The organism is Pseudomonas sp. NPDC087639 (assembly GCF_044743385.1).
Classification (GTDB): Bacteria; Pseudomonadota; Gammaproteobacteria; order Pseudomonadales; family Pseudomonadaceae; genus Aquipseudomonas.
This window is the reverse complement of sequence record NZ_JBIUWI010000006.1, coordinates 1-19,018: the sequence shown is the minus strand read 5'-3', so window position 1 is coordinate 19,018 and position 19,018 is coordinate 1. Positions and strand designations below refer to the sequence as shown.

The 19,018-nt window shown below is 58.2% G+C and carries 12 protein-coding genes and 2 pseudogenes; 7 read left to right on the top strand and 7 right to left on the bottom strand.

The window, feature by feature from the left end; genetic code table 11:
- Window positions 1-20 precede the first annotated feature (20 nt).
- Window positions 21-1,412 carry an aldehyde dehydrogenase family protein gene (locus ACIOVB_RS04810; RefSeq protein ID WP_401265348.1) on the bottom strand — a complete coding sequence of 464 codons (1,392 nt, stop codon included), beginning with the start codon at window positions 1,410-1,412 and terminating at the stop codon, window positions 21-23.
- Window positions 1,413-1,517: 105 nt separating this feature from the next.
- Between ACIOVB_RS04810 and ACIOVB_RS04805 the strand changes: the two genes are divergently transcribed.
- On the top strand, window positions 1,518-2,396 hold the full coding sequence (locus tag ACIOVB_RS04805; protein WP_401265529.1) for a LysR family transcriptional regulator: 879 nt from the start codon (window positions 1,518-1,520) through the stop codon (window positions 2,394-2,396).
- Window positions 2,397-2,441: 45 nt separating this feature from the next.
- Here ACIOVB_RS04805 and ACIOVB_RS04800 read toward each other — a convergent pair whose 3' ends face one another.
- Entirely contained in the window at window positions 2,442-3,080 is a 639-nt protein-coding gene (locus ACIOVB_RS04800) for an isochorismatase family cysteine hydrolase (RefSeq protein ID WP_401265346.1), read from the bottom strand.
- Window positions 3,081-3,178: 98 nt separating this feature from the next.
- Between ACIOVB_RS04800 and ACIOVB_RS04795 the strand changes: the two genes are divergently transcribed.
- Complete coding sequence (locus ACIOVB_RS04795; RefSeq protein ID WP_401265344.1) at window positions 3,179-3,679, top strand: winged helix-turn-helix transcriptional regulator; 501 nt, start codon at window positions 3,179-3,181, stop codon at window positions 3,677-3,679.
- 6 nt (window positions 3,680-3,685) lie between these two features.
- On the opposite strand, the gene ACIOVB_RS04790 is transcribed toward ACIOVB_RS04795, so the two are convergent.
- From ACIOVB_RS04790 to ACIOVB_RS04780, 3 genes and pseudogenes are all read right to left on the bottom strand, one after another.
- Window positions 3,686-4,309: a glutathione S-transferase family protein gene (locus ACIOVB_RS04790; RefSeq protein WP_401265342.1), complete on the bottom strand. Its 624-nt coding sequence runs from the start codon at window positions 4,307-4,309 to the stop codon at window positions 3,686-3,688.
- Between the two features lie 118 nt (window positions 4,310-4,427).
- Window positions 4,428-4,598, bottom strand: a pseudogene (locus tag ACIOVB_RS04785) (cytosine permease); the annotation flags it as partial.
- A 70-nt stretch (window positions 4,599-4,668) separates the two neighbouring features.
- Window positions 4,669-5,487 (bottom strand): alpha/beta fold hydrolase, encoded by an 819-nt coding sequence (locus ACIOVB_RS04780; protein WP_401265340.1) that lies wholly within the window; start codon window positions 5,485-5,487, stop codon window positions 4,669-4,671.
- Between the two features lie 175 nt (window positions 5,488-5,662).
- Between ACIOVB_RS04780 and ACIOVB_RS04775 the strand changes: the two genes are divergently transcribed.
- The 5 genes from ACIOVB_RS04775 (at window position 5,663) to ACIOVB_RS04755 (ending at window position 17,559) form a co-directional block, all read left to right on the top strand.
- Window positions 5,663-6,112: a winged helix-turn-helix transcriptional regulator gene (locus ACIOVB_RS04775; protein WP_401265337.1), complete on the top strand. Its 450-nt coding sequence runs from the start codon at window positions 5,663-5,665 to the stop codon at window positions 6,110-6,112.
- 93 nt (window positions 6,113-6,205) lie between these two features.
- On the top strand, window positions 6,206-7,912 hold the full coding sequence (locus ACIOVB_RS04770; protein ID WP_401265336.1) for a ShlB/FhaC/HecB family hemolysin secretion/activation protein: 1,707 nt from the start codon (window positions 6,206-6,208) through the stop codon (window positions 7,910-7,912).
- Window positions 7,913-7,937: 25 nt separating this feature from the next.
- Window positions 7,938-16,427 (top strand): DUF637 domain-containing protein, encoded by an 8,490-nt coding sequence (locus tag ACIOVB_RS04765; protein ID WP_401265334.1) that lies wholly within the window; start codon window positions 7,938-7,940, stop codon window positions 16,425-16,427.
- A 6-nt stretch (window positions 16,428-16,433) separates the two neighbouring features.
- Window positions 16,434-17,072 (top strand): hypothetical protein, encoded by a 639-nt coding sequence (locus tag ACIOVB_RS04760; RefSeq protein WP_305442901.1) that lies wholly within the window; start codon window positions 16,434-16,436, stop codon window positions 17,070-17,072.
- Between the two features lie 241 nt (window positions 17,073-17,313).
- Window positions 17,314-17,559, top strand: coding sequence for a hypothetical protein (locus ACIOVB_RS04755; RefSeq protein WP_305442903.1), 246 nt, complete (start codon window positions 17,314-17,316; stop codon window positions 17,557-17,559).
- 450 nt (window positions 17,560-18,009) lie between these two features.
- Here the strand turns inward: ACIOVB_RS04755 and ACIOVB_RS04750 are convergent, their stop codons facing one another.
- Together ACIOVB_RS04750 and ACIOVB_RS04745 are read right to left on the bottom strand one after the other, a co-directional pair.
- A complete protein-coding gene (locus ACIOVB_RS04750; protein ID WP_401265332.1) occupies window positions 18,010-18,282 on the bottom strand; it encodes a hypothetical protein in 273 nt (90 codons plus the stop codon).
- A 375-nt stretch (window positions 18,283-18,657) separates the two neighbouring features.
- Window positions 18,658-19,018 (bottom strand): annotated as a pseudogene (locus ACIOVB_RS04745) (LLM class flavin-dependent oxidoreductase); the annotation flags it as partial.

Genomic DNA, 19,018 nt, shown 5'->3' with positions numbered 1-19,018 from the left:
CAGGGTTTTAGGTGTCTGGTTTATTTGCGATCCAGCCACACGGTTTGCGCATTGCAGAACTCGCGCACACCAAAGTGCGACAGCTCACGGCCGAAACCGCTTTTCTTCACGCCACCGAAGGTCACGCGAGGGTCACTGGCGGAGTAGCCGTTGATGAACACGCCGCCGGTTTCCAGTTCGCTGGTCAGTTGCTGGGCCAGTTGCACATTGGCGGTGTAAATCGTCGCGGTCAGGCCGAACTCGCTGTCGTTGGCCAAAGCGATGGCATGCGCGCAGTCACGGGCGGTGATGATCGAGGCGACCGGGCCGAACAGTTCCTGTTTGAACGAGGTCATGCGATCGGTGACGTCGGCCAGCACGGTCGGTTCGTAGTAGTTGCCCGCACCTTCAGCCTTGCCGCCACCCAGCAGCAGGGTCGCGCCTTCTTCGAGGGTGTCGCGCACTTGTTGATCCAGTTCGTCACGCAGATCGAAACGCGCCATCGGGCCGATGTACGTGTCGGCGGACAATGGATCGCCGACTTTCAGCTTGCGCGTGGCTTCAACGAACTTGCGGGTGAATTCCTCGACCACGCCTTGCTCGATAATCAAACGCTTGGCTGCGGCGCAGACCTGGCCGGAGTTCTGGTAGCGACCGATCACGGCGGCTTGCACCGCTTCGTCGATATCAGCGTCGTTGAGCACGATAAACGGATCGGAGCCGCCGAGTTCCAGCACGCATTTTTTCAACGCAGCGCCAGCCTGGGCGCCGATCGCCATGCCGGCGCGCACGCTACCGGTCAGGGTGATGGCGGCAATGCGCGGGTCAGCAATGGCGGTGGAAACGCCTTCCGGGGTGACGTTGAGCACTTCAAACACGCCATCGGCGAAACCGGCGCGCTTGAAGGCATCACGCAGCAGATAGGCGCTGCCCATCACGTTCGGCGCATGCTTGAGCACGTAGGTGTTGCCGGCGAGGAGCGTCGGTACTGCGCCGCGCAGCACTTGCCAGATCGGGAAGTTCCACGGCATCACCGCCAGAATCGAGCCGAGCGGACGGTATTCGATGCGCGCCTTGCCGCCTTCGACCTGGGTCGCTTCGGCGTCAAGCATGGCCGGGCCGTGTTCGGCGTACCACTCGCACAGCTTGGCGCATTTTTCGATTTCGCCACGAGCCTGGGCAATGGGCTTGCCCATTTCCAGGGTGATCATGGTCGCCATGGCTTCGGCGCCTTCACGCAGAGCGCCGGCAAGGGCGGTCAGCGCGCGGGAGCGATCCTGCAGCGGCTTGCGCTTCCATTTCGAGAAGCCGAACGCGGCGCGGGTCAGCGCGGCATCGAGGGCTTCTGCGGATTCAAAGGCGTACTGACCGATCTGCTCGCCGGTGGCAGGGTTGATCGAGATGGCGTGGGTCTGGCTGGAAATCTGGCTCATGGCTTTCGTCCTGCGTGTCGAATGTGATGGGCCTAGAGTAGGGTGGTGTTTGTTTTCTGGAAACTGAATAATAAAGATCGTTTCTTTCACGATTGGAGAATGACTGTGGATCTGGTGCAGCTGGAAATCTTCAAAGCCGTTGCCGAACACGGCAGCATCAGCGCCGCTGCGGCGCAGATCCATCGCGTGCCGTCGAACTTGACCACGCGCATCAAGCAGCTGGAGCAGGATCTGGGTGTCGACCTGTTTATTCGCGAGAAAAGTCGTTTGCGACTGTCGCCTGCTGGCTGGAGTTTTCTTGAATACGCACGGCGCATTCTCGATCTGGTTCAAGAGGCGCGAGCCACCGTGGCGGGGGAGGAGCCACAAGGCGCGTTTCCCCTGGGGTCGCTGGAGAGTACGGCGGCGGTGCGCATCCCCGAACTTCTGGCGGCGTACAACCAACTGCATCCGAAAGTCGATCTGGACCTGTCCACCGGGCCGTCCGGGACGATGATCGAAGGCGTACTGTCCGGGCGTCTTGCGGCCGCGTTCGTTGACGGCCCGGTGCTGCATCCGGCGCTGGAAGGCGTGCCGGCGTTTGAAGAAGAGATGGTCATCATTGCGCCGCTCCATCACGCCGCAGTGCAGCGTGCGGCGGATGTGAACGGCGAGAACATTTATGCGTTTCGCTCCAACTGCTCTTACCGTCATCACTTCGAAAAATGGTTCAGCACCGACGCTGCGGTGCCTGGCAAGATCTTCGAAATGGAGTCCTACCACGGCATGCTCGCCTGCGTCAGCGCGGGCGCCGGCCTGGCCCTGATGCCGCGCAAAATGCTGCAGAGCATGCCCGGCAGCGCAACGGTCAGTGTCTGGCCGCTGACGCCGGATTTTCGTTATCTGACCACCTGGCTGGTGTGGCGGCGCGGGACGGTGTCGCGCAGTTTGAGCATGTTTGTGCGCTTGCTGGAGGAGCGTGGGGTGGTGCGGGCAGGGGAGTGACTGGCGCCTCGCAGTCCGCAACGACCTACGCAGCGCCCACCAGACTCATTTCGATTCACCCTGTGGCTTGAGGCTGGCGATCAGTTCGTCGGTGCTGGCGATGACGTGGGCGAAGGTCGGGCCGTTGAGCTCGTGGGCGGCGTGCATCATCTCCGCTTTGAACGCTGCGGTGGCATCGCGCACCAGGGTCACGTGGTAACCCAACTCCGACGCATAGCGGGCGGTGGCCTCGATGCAGGTGTTGGCCAGCAGGCCGACGATGATCACGTGGGTGATGCCTTTCTGCTTCAGCCGAAAATCCAGGTCGGTGTTGGCGAAACCACTGGAGCCCCAGTGTTCCTGCACGACGATGTCGCCATCCTTCGGTGCGAAATCCGGGTGCCATTCGCCGCCCCATTCGCCACGGGCAAAATGGTGCATGTGCATGATCTTGCATTGGGTCGGTGTGGGGTGATCCCAGTTTTCGTAGTCGCCTTTTTCCCAGCGGTGATGGGGTACGATGACCACCGGAATGTCGAGCTCGCGCACCGCGCGGTCGAGTTTGCGCAGGTTATCGAGCAAGCCGTTCTGCTCGGCCATCGGTTTGATCAGCGGGAAGATCTTGCCACCGTCCGAGAGAAAGTCGTTGTACGGATCGACCAGCAGGTAAGCGGTGCGGTCGAGTGGATAGAGAGAATTCGACATGGCTGTTGCTCCGGCAATTGGATTGATCGTTGCGCAGGACTTCTCCCGACATTGAGTTGATATGATAATCATAGTAAATGTAAATGAGGCAAGCACTGATGGTTGTAAACGATAGCTCTCCTGCGCAGACCCTTTGCCCGATTGACCGGGCCGAGGCGATCGTCGGCGACCGCTGGACGGTGCTGGTTTTGCGCGAGTTGTTCATGGGCAACCATCGTTATGACGAGATCCAGGCGCAGACCGGGGGCACCCCGCAAATGGTCGCCGCTCGTCTGAAAAGCCTGGAGGCGGACGGACTGGTCGAGCGTCGCTTGTACAACGAGCGGCCGAAACGCTACGAGTACCACCTCACCGCGAAAGGCGAGGCGTTCTACCCGGTGGTCATTGCTTTGCGAAAGTGGGGAGAAACCTGGTGCAAGGCACCGGAGGAAGGGCTGGCGGTGAACATGACCCACAAGCATTGTAATCACAGCGCAGGTCTCGGTCCGCTGTGTGATCACTGTGGCGAGCCGTTGCGGCGTGAAGATCTGATCAGCCAGCCGCAAGAAGCCTACGCCGCCGAACGGCAGGCGCGGCGTGAGGCGTTCAAGGCGAAATAGCGTCGATCACGGCGTGCCGTTGCGTCCGTGTAGCAGAAAGCCGGGCCGTTGGCTCAAACGCTCGTAATAGGCGTTAACCGCCGACAGGTGCGGATGCTTGAGCGGGGTTTCGAACCAGCGATTGACCGACAGCCCGATGGGGATATCAGCGAGAGAAAACTGCTCGCCGCTGATGTAGGCGCCGGTTTTTTCCAGCTGTCGGTCGAGGATTTCCATGTTCTTCGACCACTGCTCGATCCCGGCGGCCAGCGCGGTGCTGTCCTGATAGTCCGGCGAGTGGCGCACCAACGACATGAAGGGATACGACCACGAGCGGTTCAGTTCCGAAGCCTGCCAGTCAATCCACTGATCAACCTGCGCCCGGACTTGTGGTTCGGCTGGATAGAGGTGCAAGCCTTGGAAATTAGCCGCCAGATAACGAATGATCGTGTTCGATTCCCACAGGGTGAAATCACCGTCCTGAATCACCGGCACCATGGCGCAGGGATTCAAGGCGAGAAACTCCGCTGATTCAGTCGACCGAAAGCCTGTGCCCCAGTCCTCACGCTCGAATGCAATGTCCAGTTCAGCGCAGGCCCAGAGCACTTTGCGCACGTTGATCGACGAAGCTCTGCCCAGTATTCGCAGCATTGGATTTCCCTGTCCGGTAGTGATTGGTCGCAAACAAATACCACACTCCAATGCAGAAGGCCCGCACACGGCGGGCCTTCCGTTTTCATCAAAGCAACCTCAATGACTGCTCGCCAACGGAGAGGTTGAAGCTGCCACGGGTGAGGAAATCATCGGTCTGAATGTGCGTGAAGATATAGCCGAAGCCGACGACGATGCCGATCCCCAGCACCCACGTACCGATGCGGTTGAGCACATGGATGAAGCGGTAGCCGATGATGCCGACCGGCACCGGAACACTGTCGACCACGTTTGCAGCCTGTAGACGGAAAAAGGCCGGGACATGCGCGGCCTGATTGACGAAAAAACAGTGCCTGCTGTCAGCGGTTAAGGAACGCCAACAGATCCTCGTTCAATGCCTGAGCGTGAGTCACCGCAAAACCGTGCGGTGCGCCCGCGTAGACCTTCAACTCGGCACCCTTGATCTGCGCAGCCGCCTGCTTGCCAGTGGTTTCGAACGGCACGATCTGGTCGCCGTCACCATGGATGACCAACGTTGGCACATCGATCTTGGCCATGTCCGGGCGGAAGTCGGTTTCCGAGAACGCGGTGACGCAATCCACGGTGCCTTTGAGCGAGGCCAACAGGGCAACGTTCAGCGTCTGGGTCAGTACGCCGTCGGAGACCTTCTGACCCTGATTGGTGCCGTAGAACGGCGCAGCGAAATCCGCGATGAACTGCGCACGATCCTTGAGCAGGCCAGACTTGATGCCATCGAACACCGATTTCTCGACGCCTTGCGGGAAGTCCGGCTTCTGGCCGAACAGTGGCGTCACGGCGCCCAGCAACACCAGCCCTGCAACGCGCTCGCTACCGTGGCGGGCGATGTAACGGCTGACGTCGCCGCCGCCCATGGAGAAGCCCACCAGTGTCACTTCACGCAGGTCCAGATGATTGATCAATTGCGCGATGTCATCGGCAAAGGTGTCGTAGTCATAACCGGTCCACGGCTGATCGGAACGGCCGAAACCGCGACGGTCGAAAGCGATGGTGCGGTAGCCGCGGCTGCTCAGGTATTCCATCTGGTATTCCCACATGTCGGCATCCAGCGGCCAGCCGTGGCTGAACAGCACGGGCTTACCGTTGCCCCAGTCCTTGTAATAGATCTCGGTGCCGTCTTGCGTGGTGAACGTGCTCATGGAAGCTCCTTGGGTCAGGATTCTTTTGAAAGACATGCCGAAATGGCAGCGTTCACTATCCGCGCAATCATGACGAACCACTTGTATGCAGGTGCTGGGTTCGATTGCCGTTCAGGGTTGTATGATGCAACCCTGAGCCGCGAGGCTGATCACCGATTCGATGGAGTACTTAGACGTGAAGCGCAAAAGCCTGCAGGGCAATGCCTGCCCGGTCGCCCGGACACTGGACCTGATCGGCGACTGGTGGTCGTTGTTGATCATTCGTGATGCGCTCGACGGAATTCGCCGGTTCAGTGATTTTCAGAAGAACCTCGATATCGCCAAGAACATGCTCAGTGCCCGTCTCAAGGCGCTGGTACAGCAGGGGATCCTGCAAACGGTGCCGGCGGCCGATGGTGGAGCCTACAAGGAATATGTGCTGACCGAGCGCGGCAAGGCGTTGCAGACCGTGATCGTCGCGCTGTCGCAATGGGGCGGCGAGTTCATGTACGCGCCGGGTGAGCCGGGTTCGGTGATGGTTGATGCGAAGCATCGTCAGCCGATTCGCAAGCTGCAATTGATGGCCGAGGACGGACGTTTGCTGGCACCCGAGGACGTAGCCACCCGATTGAGCGTTGAGCACTGACGGACGGTTGCAACATAGATTTGACGTCAAAATGATGGCCATCTAATATCGCGCCACTATTTTGATGTCATTCTCCGTCTCGAGGGATCGAACATGTACCCACCCGCCCTCATGGCGAGGTTGTGCGTAGCTTTGCTGTGCCTGTCTCCGCTCCAATTCGCCGCCGCTGCACCCACCCCCGGCGACACCGATTTGATCCGCGAACGCCAGAACCGTCTGCTCGAAGAGCAGCAACGGCGTCTCGAAGAACTCAAGGACCTGCCCGGCAAGGACGTCAAACCCGCACAACCGGCAGCGCCGACCGACACCCGCTGCTTCCCGATCAAGGACATCGAGCTCAAGGGCGCCGACAGCCTTTCCGAGCGCGACAAGGCTCGCCTGCTCAAACCCTACATCGGCGAATGCCTCGGTGTGCCGCAGCTCAACGAGCTGCTCAAAGTCATCACCGATTACTACATCGAGAAAGGTCTGGTCACCAGCCGTGCCTACCTGCCGCAACAGGATCTGTCCGGCGGACATCTGAAGGTGCTGGTGGTCGAGGGCAAGCTTGAAGGCATGAAAGGCGCCGAGAACAGCAAGCTGTCGGAGCGCGAACTGGCCATGGCGTTTCCCGGCAAGTCGGGCGAACTGGTCAACCTGCGCGAGATCGAGCAGATGGTCGATCAGCTCAATCGTCTGCCGTCCAATCAGGCAAAAATGGAACTGGCGCCGGGCCAGAACGTCGGCGGCAGCACCGTGCTGGTCAACAATACCCCACAGAAACCCTGGCGTGCAGGCTTGTCGCGTAACAACGACGGCCAGCGCAGCACCGGCGAGCAACAGTGGGGCACGACGTTCGACTGGGACAGCCCATTGGGCCTGGCCGATCAGTTGAGCCTGCGCGGCGGTCACGATGCGATGACCGATCACCAGCACACCTCCAACAACGCCATGCTCAATTACAACCTGCCATGGGGTTGGTGGAACTTCAGCTACACCTACAGCCAGAGCGAATACCGCTCGCAGATCGCTGCCAACGGCTACAACTTCAAGCAGACCGGCGACAGCGAAAACCATCAGATCCGCGCCGAGCGTGTGATCCACCGCGACGCCGTCAGCAAGACCTCGCTCAACGCCGGCCTGTCCTACCTGCGCACCAACGCCTATATCGAAGACAGCAAACTCAAGCTGAGCAGCAACCGCATCAGCGAAGCGCAGTTCGGCTTCAACCACGGCCGCCGTGTCGGCAGTGCGTTCGTCAACTTCGACGCCGGCATGCAGGAAGGCATCGGCGCATTCGATGCGCAGGGCAGCCACGATCCAGATCCCGGCGAACCGAATGCGCGTTACCGCAAATACACCGCCACCCTGAGCTACTTGCAGCCGTTCAAGGTGTGGGGTGAGTCCTTCAGCTTCAGCAGCCTGATGACCGGCCAGCGCAGCGAAGACGTGTTGTTCAGCTCGCAGCGCACCAGCCTTGGCGGGTCATCGTCGATCCGTGGCTACAAGGATCAATCGCTGTCCGGCGACAGCGGCGGTTACTGGCGCAATGACCTGCGCTGGGCGCGTCCGGTCACCCTCGAATGGCTGCAACCGGTGTTCGCCGAATACGGCACCAGCCTCGGTTACGACCAGGGCGTGATTCGTGGCGATCGTTACAACGGCGATCAGCACGGGCGCATGTCGAGCAACTCGCTCGAGCTGTTCGCCCGTGGCCAGCACGTCGCCGCCAGCGTGACGTTTGCCCACTCCCTGGAACGACCGGACGCGCTGACCGAGCGCGAAGCGCCGATCTATTTCCGCCTGGATTTCTTCATCTAATTTTTGCCTGCCCCGAGATTCTGATATGGACATCCGTCAATTCGCCTACCTGGCCGGTCAGCCTTCTGCTGCCGTAAAACACCGCGAACACTTCCTGGGCATGCCAAAACGCGGTCTGGCGTTCCTGCTGGCGAACGTCATGTTCTGGCAACCGATGTGGGCGCAGGCGGATGGAATTGTCGTCAATGCCCCCGGCACCACACTCGACCGCGCGGGCAACGGCGTGCCGATCGTCAATATCGCCGCGCCCAATGCGACGGGGCTTTCGCACAATCAGTTTAATGATTACAACGTTGGTGCTGAAGGCGTCATCCTCAACAACGCCACAGCGCGCACGCAACTGACGCAACTGGGCGGGATCATTCTCGGCAACCCGAACCTGCGTGGCACTGTTGCGCAAACCATCCTCAACGAAGTCAACGGTGGTAGCCCCAGCCAGTTGCGCGGTTACACAGAAGTGGCGGGGCAGTCGGCGCGAGTGATTGTCGCCAACCCCTATGGCATCACGTGTAACGGCTGCGGGTTCATCAACACGCCGCGGGTGACGTTGACCACCGGCAAACCGGTGCTCGACAACGGTCGACTGGATCGGTTTCAGGTGGATCAGGGCAGTGTGTCCATCGACGGCGCCGGACTGGATGCGAGCAACGTCGACAGCTTTGAAATCATCACGCGCAGCGCGCAGATCAACGCGCAGATTCACGCCAAACGCCTGAACATCACCGCCGGCCGCAACGACGTAAACGCAGACACGCTCGCCGCCACCGCGCGGGCTGAAGATGGCAGTGCCAAACCGCAACTGGCCATCGATTCTTCGGCGCTTGGCGGCATGTACGCCGGGGCGATCAAACTGGTGGGGACGGAGCAGGGCGTCGGTGTGAAACTGGCCGGCGATCTTGCCTCCAGCGCCGGTGATATCCAGATCGATGCCAGCGGCCAGTTAAGCGTAGCCAAAGTCACTGCCAGCAATGCAGTCGATGTTAAAGCCAAGAGTCTCGATGCCCAAGGCGCTGTTTATGCCGGCACGCAACTGGCTGTGCAAACCGCTGAAGTTCTGGTCAACCGGCAGAGCCTTGCCGCCAGAGACAGTGTGATCCTGAACAGCGGCGGCAAACTGACCAACAACGGCGTGATCGAAGCCGGGGTGAACGCCGACAACAGCCGCAACGCCACGGGTGATCTGTCCATCAACAGCGCGGCACTGAGCAACACTGGCAGCGTGTTGGCCAGTCGTTCGCTGAGCGCCACGGTCGCAGGCCAGTTCGACAATCAGAACGGCATCGTCCAGGCTAAAACCGTCACCTTGAGCGCGACCCGTCTGGTCAACCAAGGCGCCGACGCACGTATTTATGGCGAAACCCGTCTGGCGTTCAGCGCCCCGGCCATCGTCAATCTCAACGGTCTGATCCGCTTTGCCGATGGTCAGGCGGCGACGCTGTCGGTCGACAGCCTCGACAACCGTCAAGGCCGTATCGAAATCGCTGGCGGCAGTCTCAAGCTCGATGCCCGGGATGTGCAAAACGCTGACGGCAAAATCGTAGCAGGCCATCTGGACATCGATGCCCGGCAAGTCGACAACACCCGTGGCCTGATCGGCGCCAGTCAGGGTGATGCCAAGGTTGTAGCCCGTGAGCGGCTCGACAATAGCAAAGGCAAAATCCAGGCGACAAACACTCTGGCGGTGTCCGGCGGTGAATTGCTCAACCACGGCGGTACGCTGGCGGCTGACCGGATTCAGGTCACAGCCACTCGCCTCGATAACAGCGCCAAAGGGGTGATCAGTGCCGAAAGCGGTGCTGCCGAGATGGCACTTGAGCAGGATCTGGATAACCACGACGGCAAGGTACAGGCATCGGATCGCCTGACCGTCGTTGCTCAAAGCATCAACAATCGCAATGCCAGCCTGATCGGCAAAACCCTCGAAGTGACCAGTCGCGGCACACTCGACAATACCCAAGGCACCCTTTCTTCCGATGACAGCGTGGTCACCAGCGAAGACCTGGACAACAGCCAGGGGCTGATTCAGGGCAATGATCGCCTGAACGTTACCGCCCGCGATCTGCAGAACTCGGCCGGCAAATTGCTGGGCGGCGTGGTTGACGTGCAACTTGCCAACCTCACCGGCAACAACGACGGCACCCTCAGCGCGGATAGCGGCAAACTTACGATGGTGGTCCAGCAGCACCTGAACAACGCACTAGGTCGGTTGCAAGCCAGTCAGGGTGATGTGGTTATTCACGCCGCTTCGCTCAATAACCGTGGCGGTGTCGTCGCGGCGCAGCAACTGCTGGTGATGGCTGAAAACGGCCACGTCGATAACCGTGGCGGGCGCTTGATCAGTGATGGTCTGCACCTGCACGCGGCCAGCCTCGATAACAGCGATAACGGTCTGTTGGCGGCGGGTGTTGACGGTGCGCGGTTGATCCTCAAACGAGCTGCTCCCGGCCAGTCGCAACTGCTCAACGTCAAAGGCCGAATCCAGAGCGATGCCGACTTGCACATCGAAAGCGATGTCGTCGACAACAGCGCCGGCGTCCTGCTTGGCAAAACCATCGACGTGACCGCCACCCAACTGAGCAACAACGACAAAGGTGGCATCGTCGGCAACGGCGGTGATGTCGCACTTAAAATCAGTGGTGTCTTCAGCAACGTCACTGGTGTGGTCGATGCCGCTGAACAACGCCTGCTGCTCGATCAGCTTACCGAACTGGATAATCGTGGCGGCACCCTGCGCGGCAAACGACTGGACATCACCAGCGCTTCGATCAACAACAACGCTGCCGGCCAGATCATCGCGGGCAGTGACGGCCTGAAAATCAACGGCAAAACCCTGCTGAACCAGCAAGGCGTGATCCTCGCCAATGGCAGTCACGCCGAATTGGCCCTTGGCACCGGCAGCCTGCAAAACCAGGGCGGTACGTTGCAAGCCGACTCGCTGGAGATCACCAGCGCCGTTCTCGACAACAGCGCCGCCAACGGCAAGGCCGGATTGATTTCCAGCCTGCTCGATGACTTGAAATTGACCGTGACACGCCTGACCAACCGCGCCGGCAAACTGTTCGGCAAGGATCAGGTGATTTTCAACGGCGACAGTCTCGACAACACCGGCGGCGAAATCAGTGGCAACCAACTGGGACTGGCAGCGGTCAGTCAGATTCTCAATCAGGGCGGTCTGATCGAATCGGCGACCCGCCTGAAACTCAGCGCTGGCCAGTTGGATAACAGCGCCGGCGGCCAGATTCGCGCACTCGGCGGCGCGTCCAGCGAGATCAAACTGACCGGCAACCTGAACAACCAGAGCGGCGTGATCGAGATCGGCAGTCAGGATCTGACGCTTACCGGGACCCAGCTCAATAACCTCAGCGGTAGCGTGCGTCATGCTGCGCAGGGCGTCTTCGATCTGGACCTGACCAATCTGACCGGCACCCAGGGCAGCCTCACCGGGCTGGGCAAAGGCGTGTGGGATGTCGGCTCGGTCAACGGCGTCGGCACCTGGCAACTCAATGGAGGCCTGACCTACACCAGCGCTCAGGATCTGACCCTCAACGCCGACGACCGCATCGCCAGCGCTTCGGCACTGAGCCTGAATGTCGCCAACCTGACCAACGCCGGGCAACTGCTCAGCGACAGTGATCTGACGCTGACCCTGACCGGCAATCTGCTCAACAATGGGCGGGTGTCGGCGCAACAGAAACTCACCATCAGCGCCAACGATCTGATTCAACAGGACGGGCGCCTGGTCAGCGGTGGCGATACCGCACTGACCCTGCGCGGCACGCTCGATAACCTCGGTCGCCTGATCGCCAACCAGAACCTCACGGTGACGGCGGCGCGTATCAACAACAAAGGCACCCTCGGCGCCCAAGGCAATCTTGAATTCACCGCTGCCAACGGCATCTACAACGGCGCCGACACCCTGCTGTTCAGCGGCGGCACGATGAAGCTGCATAGCAACAGCCTGAACAACTTCTACGGCGACATCTACAGCCGCGGCAACCTGAGTTTCGACGCTGTGGGCGGCGGTCGTGCCGCGTTGTTCAGTAACCTGTCGGGCACCGTTGAAGGCGAGGGTGATATCGATATCAATGCAGTCTCGGTGGAAAACGCCAAGGCTGAATTCGAGATGACTTCGGGGCAATCATCCGGCAGCTTGAGCTGGGTGTGCGGCCAGCATTGCGGTGGCGGTGATGGCTGGAAACGCGGCTATATCACCATCACCACTGACTTCAACGATCAAGTCCTCAAGGACTCGCGCGCGGCACGATTTGTGGCCGGCAAAAACTTCAACATCCACGCCAACCAGGTGGAAAACCGCTACAGCCTGCTGGCGGCCAACGGCGACCTGACGGTGACTGCCGACAGCCTGTTGAACCAGGGCGCGGTGTCGCGTTCGGGCCATCGGGTGCTGCAGATCGGCACGCCGGGGCATATCGACAACAGCCTCTGGGATCAGATGGAGTTCGTCGACATCCCGGCATTCAACGCGGCGACAGCGGCGGGCAACTTCGACGAGGCGCGTTTCGAAGAATTGGTCAGTCGCTCCAGTGACTCGCGATTCGCCCCGACCAGCGACGTCACCACCTGGAATGAAAACGGCAACAACGTCTACTCGGCGGTGCTTCAGGCCGGTGGCAAAGTCAAACTGGACGTCACCAACAGCATTCAGAATGGCACGCTTTACGAAAACACCTATGGGCAATTGACCGGATCTTTGTCCAGCGATCAGACCTCGGTGGCGGGTGGCATCAACATCAATCTGGGCAAGCACAGCACTGACGCCAGCACCCAGGCACCGAAAGACGTTACGCGCATCGAACGCGTCGATGCTGATGGCGTGAAGCAGATCAGCTTCGTCCCGGTCGACTTTAAGGGCGTACCTTTTGCGGCGGTCGATCCGACGGCCTCCTCGACGTTCCGTCTGCCGAAAGGCCCATACGGCATGTTCGTGCAGAGCACCAATCCGCAGAGCCGTTACCTGATCGAAACCAACCCGGAGCTGACTCAGACCGCGGCGTTCATGAGTTCCGACTACCTGCTCGGCAAACTCGATTTCAGCGCCGACGAAACCGCGCGCCGCTTGGGTGACGGTCGCTACGAATCGCGTTTGATCAGCGACGCGGTCATGGCCCAGACCGGCCAGCGTTTCCTCGCTGGCGGCCTGGAAAACGACTACGAGCAATTCCGTTATCTGATGGATAACGCGCTCGCCAGCAAGAACGAACTGGACCTGTCGGTCGGCGTCAGCCTGACCTCCGCGCAGGTTGCCGCACTGACCCACGACATCGTCTGGATGGAAGAACGTGTCGTCGATGGCCAGAAAGTGCTGGTGCCGGTGCTTTACCTGGCACAGGCCGAATCGCGCAACGTGCGCGGCGGCAGCCTGATTCAGGGCCGCGACCTGGAACTGCTTGCCGGCAATGACCTGGTCAATGTCGGTACCTTGAGCGCTACCAAAGACGTCTCCGTCGACGTCAAGGGTAGCCTCTATCAGGGTGGTCTGGTCGAAGCCAACGAGCGCATCACGCTCATGGCCACCGACAGCATTCGCAACGCCTTGGCCGGCGAGATTCGCGGCAATCAGGTCAGCCTCACCAGCCTGAAGGGCGACATCGTCAACGATCGCACCGCTGTCGCCGTGCGTGACGGCAATGGCATGCGCACGCTGGTCGATGACGGCGGCAACATCACCGCGCGCGACAGCCTGACCATCAAGTCCGGCCAGGATCTGGTCAACTCGTCATCTATCAGCAGCGGCGGCGACGCCAGCCTGAGCGCAGCCCGCGACATCAACCTGCTGGCGACGCGCAACGAAAACGAACTCCACGAAGTGTTCAATGGCGGCCATCGCTCGGTCGTCACCACCACCGTGGAAAACCTTGCGTCGACGGTGAAAAGCGGCGGCAATCTGAAGCTCGATGCCGGCCGCGACATCAACGTCGTCGCCAGCACCGCCGAAGCCAAAGGTAACCTCAACGTTGACGCCAAGCGCGACATCTACATGTCCTCGGCCGGCGACGAAAACAATGTCGAAACCCATAGCAAGGATGGCAAGAAACGCGTCCACGAAGAAGACAACCACACCGTCCAGAAAGCCGCCGAGTTCATCGCGGGCGGCGACGTGAAAACCAGTTCCGGACGCGACACCACGCTGGTCGCAAGCAAGATCAGCGCAGGCAATGAAGCCTACGTCTACGCCGGCAATGATTTGAACCTGCTGGCCGCGCAGAACAAGGACTACACCCTCTATGACATGAAAGAGAAGGGCGGCTTCGGCAGCCTGAAACTCAAGCGCGACGAAGTCACCCAGGTCACCCACGTGGGTAGCGAGATCAAGACCGGTGGCAACCTTTCGCTCGTCAGCAAGGGTGACCAGCTCTATCAAGTGGCCAAGCTCGACAGCGGCAAGGACATCGTTCTCGACAGCGGCGGCTCCATCACCTTTGAAGGGGTGAAGGATCTGCATGATGAGAGCCATACCAAGACCAACAACAACGCCGCGTGGGTGTCAGCCAAGGGCCGTGGTAACACCGACGAAACCTTGCGCCAGACACAGATGATTGCCAAGGGCAACATCGTGATCAAGGCCGTTGATGGGCTGAAGATTGATATCAAGGATGTCAATCAGGAGTCCGTGAGCCAGACGATTGACACGATGGTCAAGGCTGACCCGCAGTTGGCTTGGTTGAAGGATGCCGAGGCGCGCGGGGATGTTGACTGGCGGCTCGTTAAAGAGATTCATGAGTCGTTCAAGTATGACAACTCTGGGTTAGGCCCAGCCTCACAGATAGTCATCGCGATTGTCATGGCGGCATTTGTCGGGCCAGCAGCGTTGACTGCCCTGAGCGCGAGTATGGGCACAGTCTGGGCTGCAGGTCTTGCTGCTGTTGCGACTGGAGCCGCCACCAATGCCACTACCAGTTTCATCAATAATGGCGGAAACCTTGGAGCTGTGTTCCAGGATGTAACTTCCTCGGATGCACTGGCCAGCTACGTGATTTCCGGAGTGACCGCTGGCCTTACCGCTGGTTACTTCGACAGCATTCTCAAGACCACGACGAACCCGATTACCGGTAAAGTCATGACCGACTTGAGCAGTCTGGAAGGTATCGGCCGTTTCGCCGGTAACCAGCTGTTGCAGAACACCACTTCGACTGTCTTGGGTGGGGCTCTTGGTCAGCATGCGGATTTTGGTAACGCATTGACAGGTGCTCTGTTGAGCACCCTGAATGCGGCGGCATTCAATGCGGTGGGCGACTTTGCTGCTAGTCAGGGTTGGAAGGACGGCAGTCTCGAAAAAATCGCATTGCACGCAGTTGTTGGCGGGTTGCTGAACGAAGCTGCGGGTGGTGATTTCAAAACGGGTGCATTGGCCGCTGGCGCTAATGAGGCCCTCGTTACCCAGTTGGCCACGTTGGTGAAGAACGACAGCAACCTGTTGTCGATGTCCTCCCAATTGGTGGGTGTAGCTGCAGCTGCCGTGAGCAACGGTAACCTTCAAGACGGCGCCACGATTGCGAAAGACGCCACCAACTACAACTACCTGATGCACCACGAAATCGTGGAAATGCTCGATGAGCAGGCAAAGTGCGCATCCGAAACCTGCAAAACAGAAGTGCGGGAACGCTATGCCGATCTGGATGAGCAGAGAAATGCAGAGCTGGGCAGCCTTTGCCAGAAAAATCTAACGGCCTGCAACCAGCTTTCGGCAAAACTGCAAGCCGATGCACCGAAAATCCGAGAACTGGCAGAGCAACTCCGGCTCAGCGGGGATATAGGTGCGGCTGCAACTGTGGGCTGGGTCATCACCGAGAATAACCAGGCTGCACAAAATACGATCACGAGAGAGGTTGTTGTTCAGCGTGATGGTGAGGCGGGCGCTTTTTGGGGGGATGCTGCAGAAGTATTGGCAGATACTGCGGGTGGTGGTAGGCCCGGTAGCAGTAAAGGAACGACTAAGACCGGAGCCTCAGAAACAGCGGACCTGCCCAAAACCGGGAGTAACGGGAGTGGCGGTACAAAGGAGCCAGGTGATACCGTTGTGCGCAGTGATAATGATTTCAGTGCGACGGTGAATGGAAACGGCAAACCTAAAGCGCATATAAATGAAAACGGCGATCTGGTCCCGCCAAACATCGACGGGACCGGTAGCGTTCAATCGCACGTGCGGGGTGGTAGCCCTGAAAATTCGCCATACATATCTGTTACCGATCCAAGCGCGACGTCGAACCCTAAAGATTATGGCACTAACAAAATAGAGATCGACGTCAAACGACTGCAGCAAGATATTGATTCCGGTGCATTGCCAGATACAAAATTTTTGACAAGTCAACAGGTGGCGGCGGAGCTACAATCAAAAGTTGATGCGGCGCGCACTCGATATACAAATAACCCATCCAATAAAAACAAGGACTCGTTGATGAGCGCGGAAAGGGACTTGGGGAACGCCACACGTGATGGAGAATGCCTGATCAAGGGTTGTGTGCCAGCCGACTATATTAAAACGGTAAAAAAGTAGGACTTTATGAGCCCGAAGACATATGAGCTTTTGAATAGTATTCCAGATGGTGCAGATTACGCTGTGGTAGCAGGTGACTTGGATCCAGAGGACATTCCTCGGGAAAGAGTTGATGCCGTTTTGGACTTGCTCCGTACTACCAGTGACATCGAGGAGCATTTTCAGGCTGCGAAACTACTGACAAGTTGGGGCATTCGTGATGGGTTGAATGCTCTGGAAGTTATTATGAGCAAACCTGAAGATATCGAAGGGTTTTATACACATCGATTGCATGGATACGATGATACCTATCGTCAAATACTCATGGCAATAACCAGTTATTTTGCCAATGTGGCCGATCGTGGAGAAATAGACGCTGCTAGAGCACAGGTGTATGCACCTCTGGCAAAAATTATTTTGTTAGCGAATAGGTTGCCCTTTGAAATAACAGGTATTTTTGACTTTGCGAAAAGCGGGGGCTTTTCAGAATACCTACCTCTGGTAGAGGAACACTTGACCTCCATCATTGATCAACCAAACCTGCATGGGTGGAAAATTTATGATGCTATTCAGTTTTTGATAGGGTTCGACTCCAAAGTCGTAATGTTTCTAATGAGTGAGCGGAATAAAACTGTTGATGATTTTAAGCCGAAAGCACAAGTTTGAATGGTGGGTGCGTTTAATGTTTGAGTATTGCTCCGAGAACGTGGTCTTTCCCGTTTTCCGTTTCCCCCATCGCAGAGACTGAAAAGTACGTTGAATACACGTTTGGTCGGGGTCTTGACGTCGGGCTGATACGGCCGGTCAAAATTAACGAAATCCTACGCTGACTTCGCAGGTTGAAAATAAACCTGTCCCCTTCCCCTGTTGCTGAACGGGTATATCAAATCCATAAAGGAAACTGTAAGTGGAATCCGTGGAGCTTGAGCAAGTAGTTCATTGTTTTTTTAATTACGCGAATGAGCAAGGGAAACCCTATAAGGTGTTTCCCTTAGGGACTGAAATAGAGGAGTTTGGTGCTCCCTATATTGAGATCTCTGACTCGGGCAAATTTGCCCTTGTTGCGAGAGATCGCGGTGTTGAGCAGCTTCGGAAGGAAACGACGTCGCCGGAAATTCTGGCGAGGTGGATTTTTGAACTATTCAATCACTAAGGTTAGTGTGCTGTGAGCATTTGTTGGCGTAATTGAAGTAGAGATGGGAAATCGGACAGACCCTGAGGTATTCCCACAAATCTACTCTAATCTCTGCGCCTGATGATGCACCTCATCACGCAGAGCTGAGCTGCTTCCAACATTTCAAGACGTTCACCCCCACCCAAATCAGTGCAGCTACGCCAGTATTCCAAGCCTAGCCGCCAGAGTGAAAGCATTGTTTTCTTATTGAGGTAGTTGCTTTTCTTTTATAGCGCCGTTCCAAATGACTTTTCACGCGCTTGAAGCCCCGTTCGAAAGATGAGGTAGGTTGCCAATACGGCAATTATTCAGACACCGCCTGCCACAGGCGTTCACCGTGAAATTGTGGTTTAGATGATCGGTGGCGACTATCTGCCAGAGGCGTTCAGCCTTACTTGGAAGGGCAACCCAAAGGCTGCCCGATTTCTTTCATTCAGACGCTTGAGCCTGCAAGCGTTTGCCGATCACATCCATCAAGTCACAGCCATCGCGCAGTGGAATCGCCAATAGCTTGGAAAAGTCGGACAGCACCACGGTGTCACAGCCAATTTCAGCGCGGAACGCGATGTTCTCCAGTACTTGGGTGACGGTACGAATGCGGTAGTCGGCCATGGCGTGCAGGACTTCTAGTGGAGCTTGTGTGTCGATGAGCAGGGAGGCCGGGATCTGGTCGATTCCGGTTAAGGGGATATATCTTTGCACTGGGTAAAGCCTCGTTTAGTGGGTGAGGCTGACATCCCTCGTCGCCAAACGATGGGTGGCAGCTGTACGCAGGTTGGCGAACCGGAAACGAGTAACCGGCAGACCCGAAGGTCTCCCGCGCACAACCGCCATAACACAGCAGTTCTGCGGACGCGCAGGCACCTGCAAACAAGCAGATGGCCCTTGCACTCGTTATGTCAGGTCGCCAAACCCGAGTTGCCATTTGGGCAACGGGGCGGACTATAAGCCTCAACGTTCCAGCCATGCAAGGCAGTCGCTTCCGACGATGTTGTAGTCTCTTGCCTATATCCAAATTGAGAACGCCCCGAACACTGTCGGGGCGTTTTCATTTGCCAGGCTCAATCAGCAGAACACTCACCGAAACGCCGGCACCACATACTTGATAAACAACTCCAACGACCTCCTTCTCTTCATGCGGCAGACTGTTATCACACCAGAAACTGAACTCATCCACGCCCAGTTCCTGGTAGTATTTGATCCGCGGAATAATCTCCTCCGGCGTACCAATCATCGCCGTCTTGTGCAGGCTTTCCAGCTCAAACTCCGGACGCCCGGCAAACTTCTCTTCCGGGCTCGGGGCGAGGAAGCCATTGACCGGCGTCTCCTTGTTGCCGAACCACGCATCGAAGGTGCGATAGAAGCGTGAGATCGCTTTCGCGCCAACTTTCCAGCCGTCCGGATTATCAGCGGTGTGAACGTGGGTATGGCGCAGCAC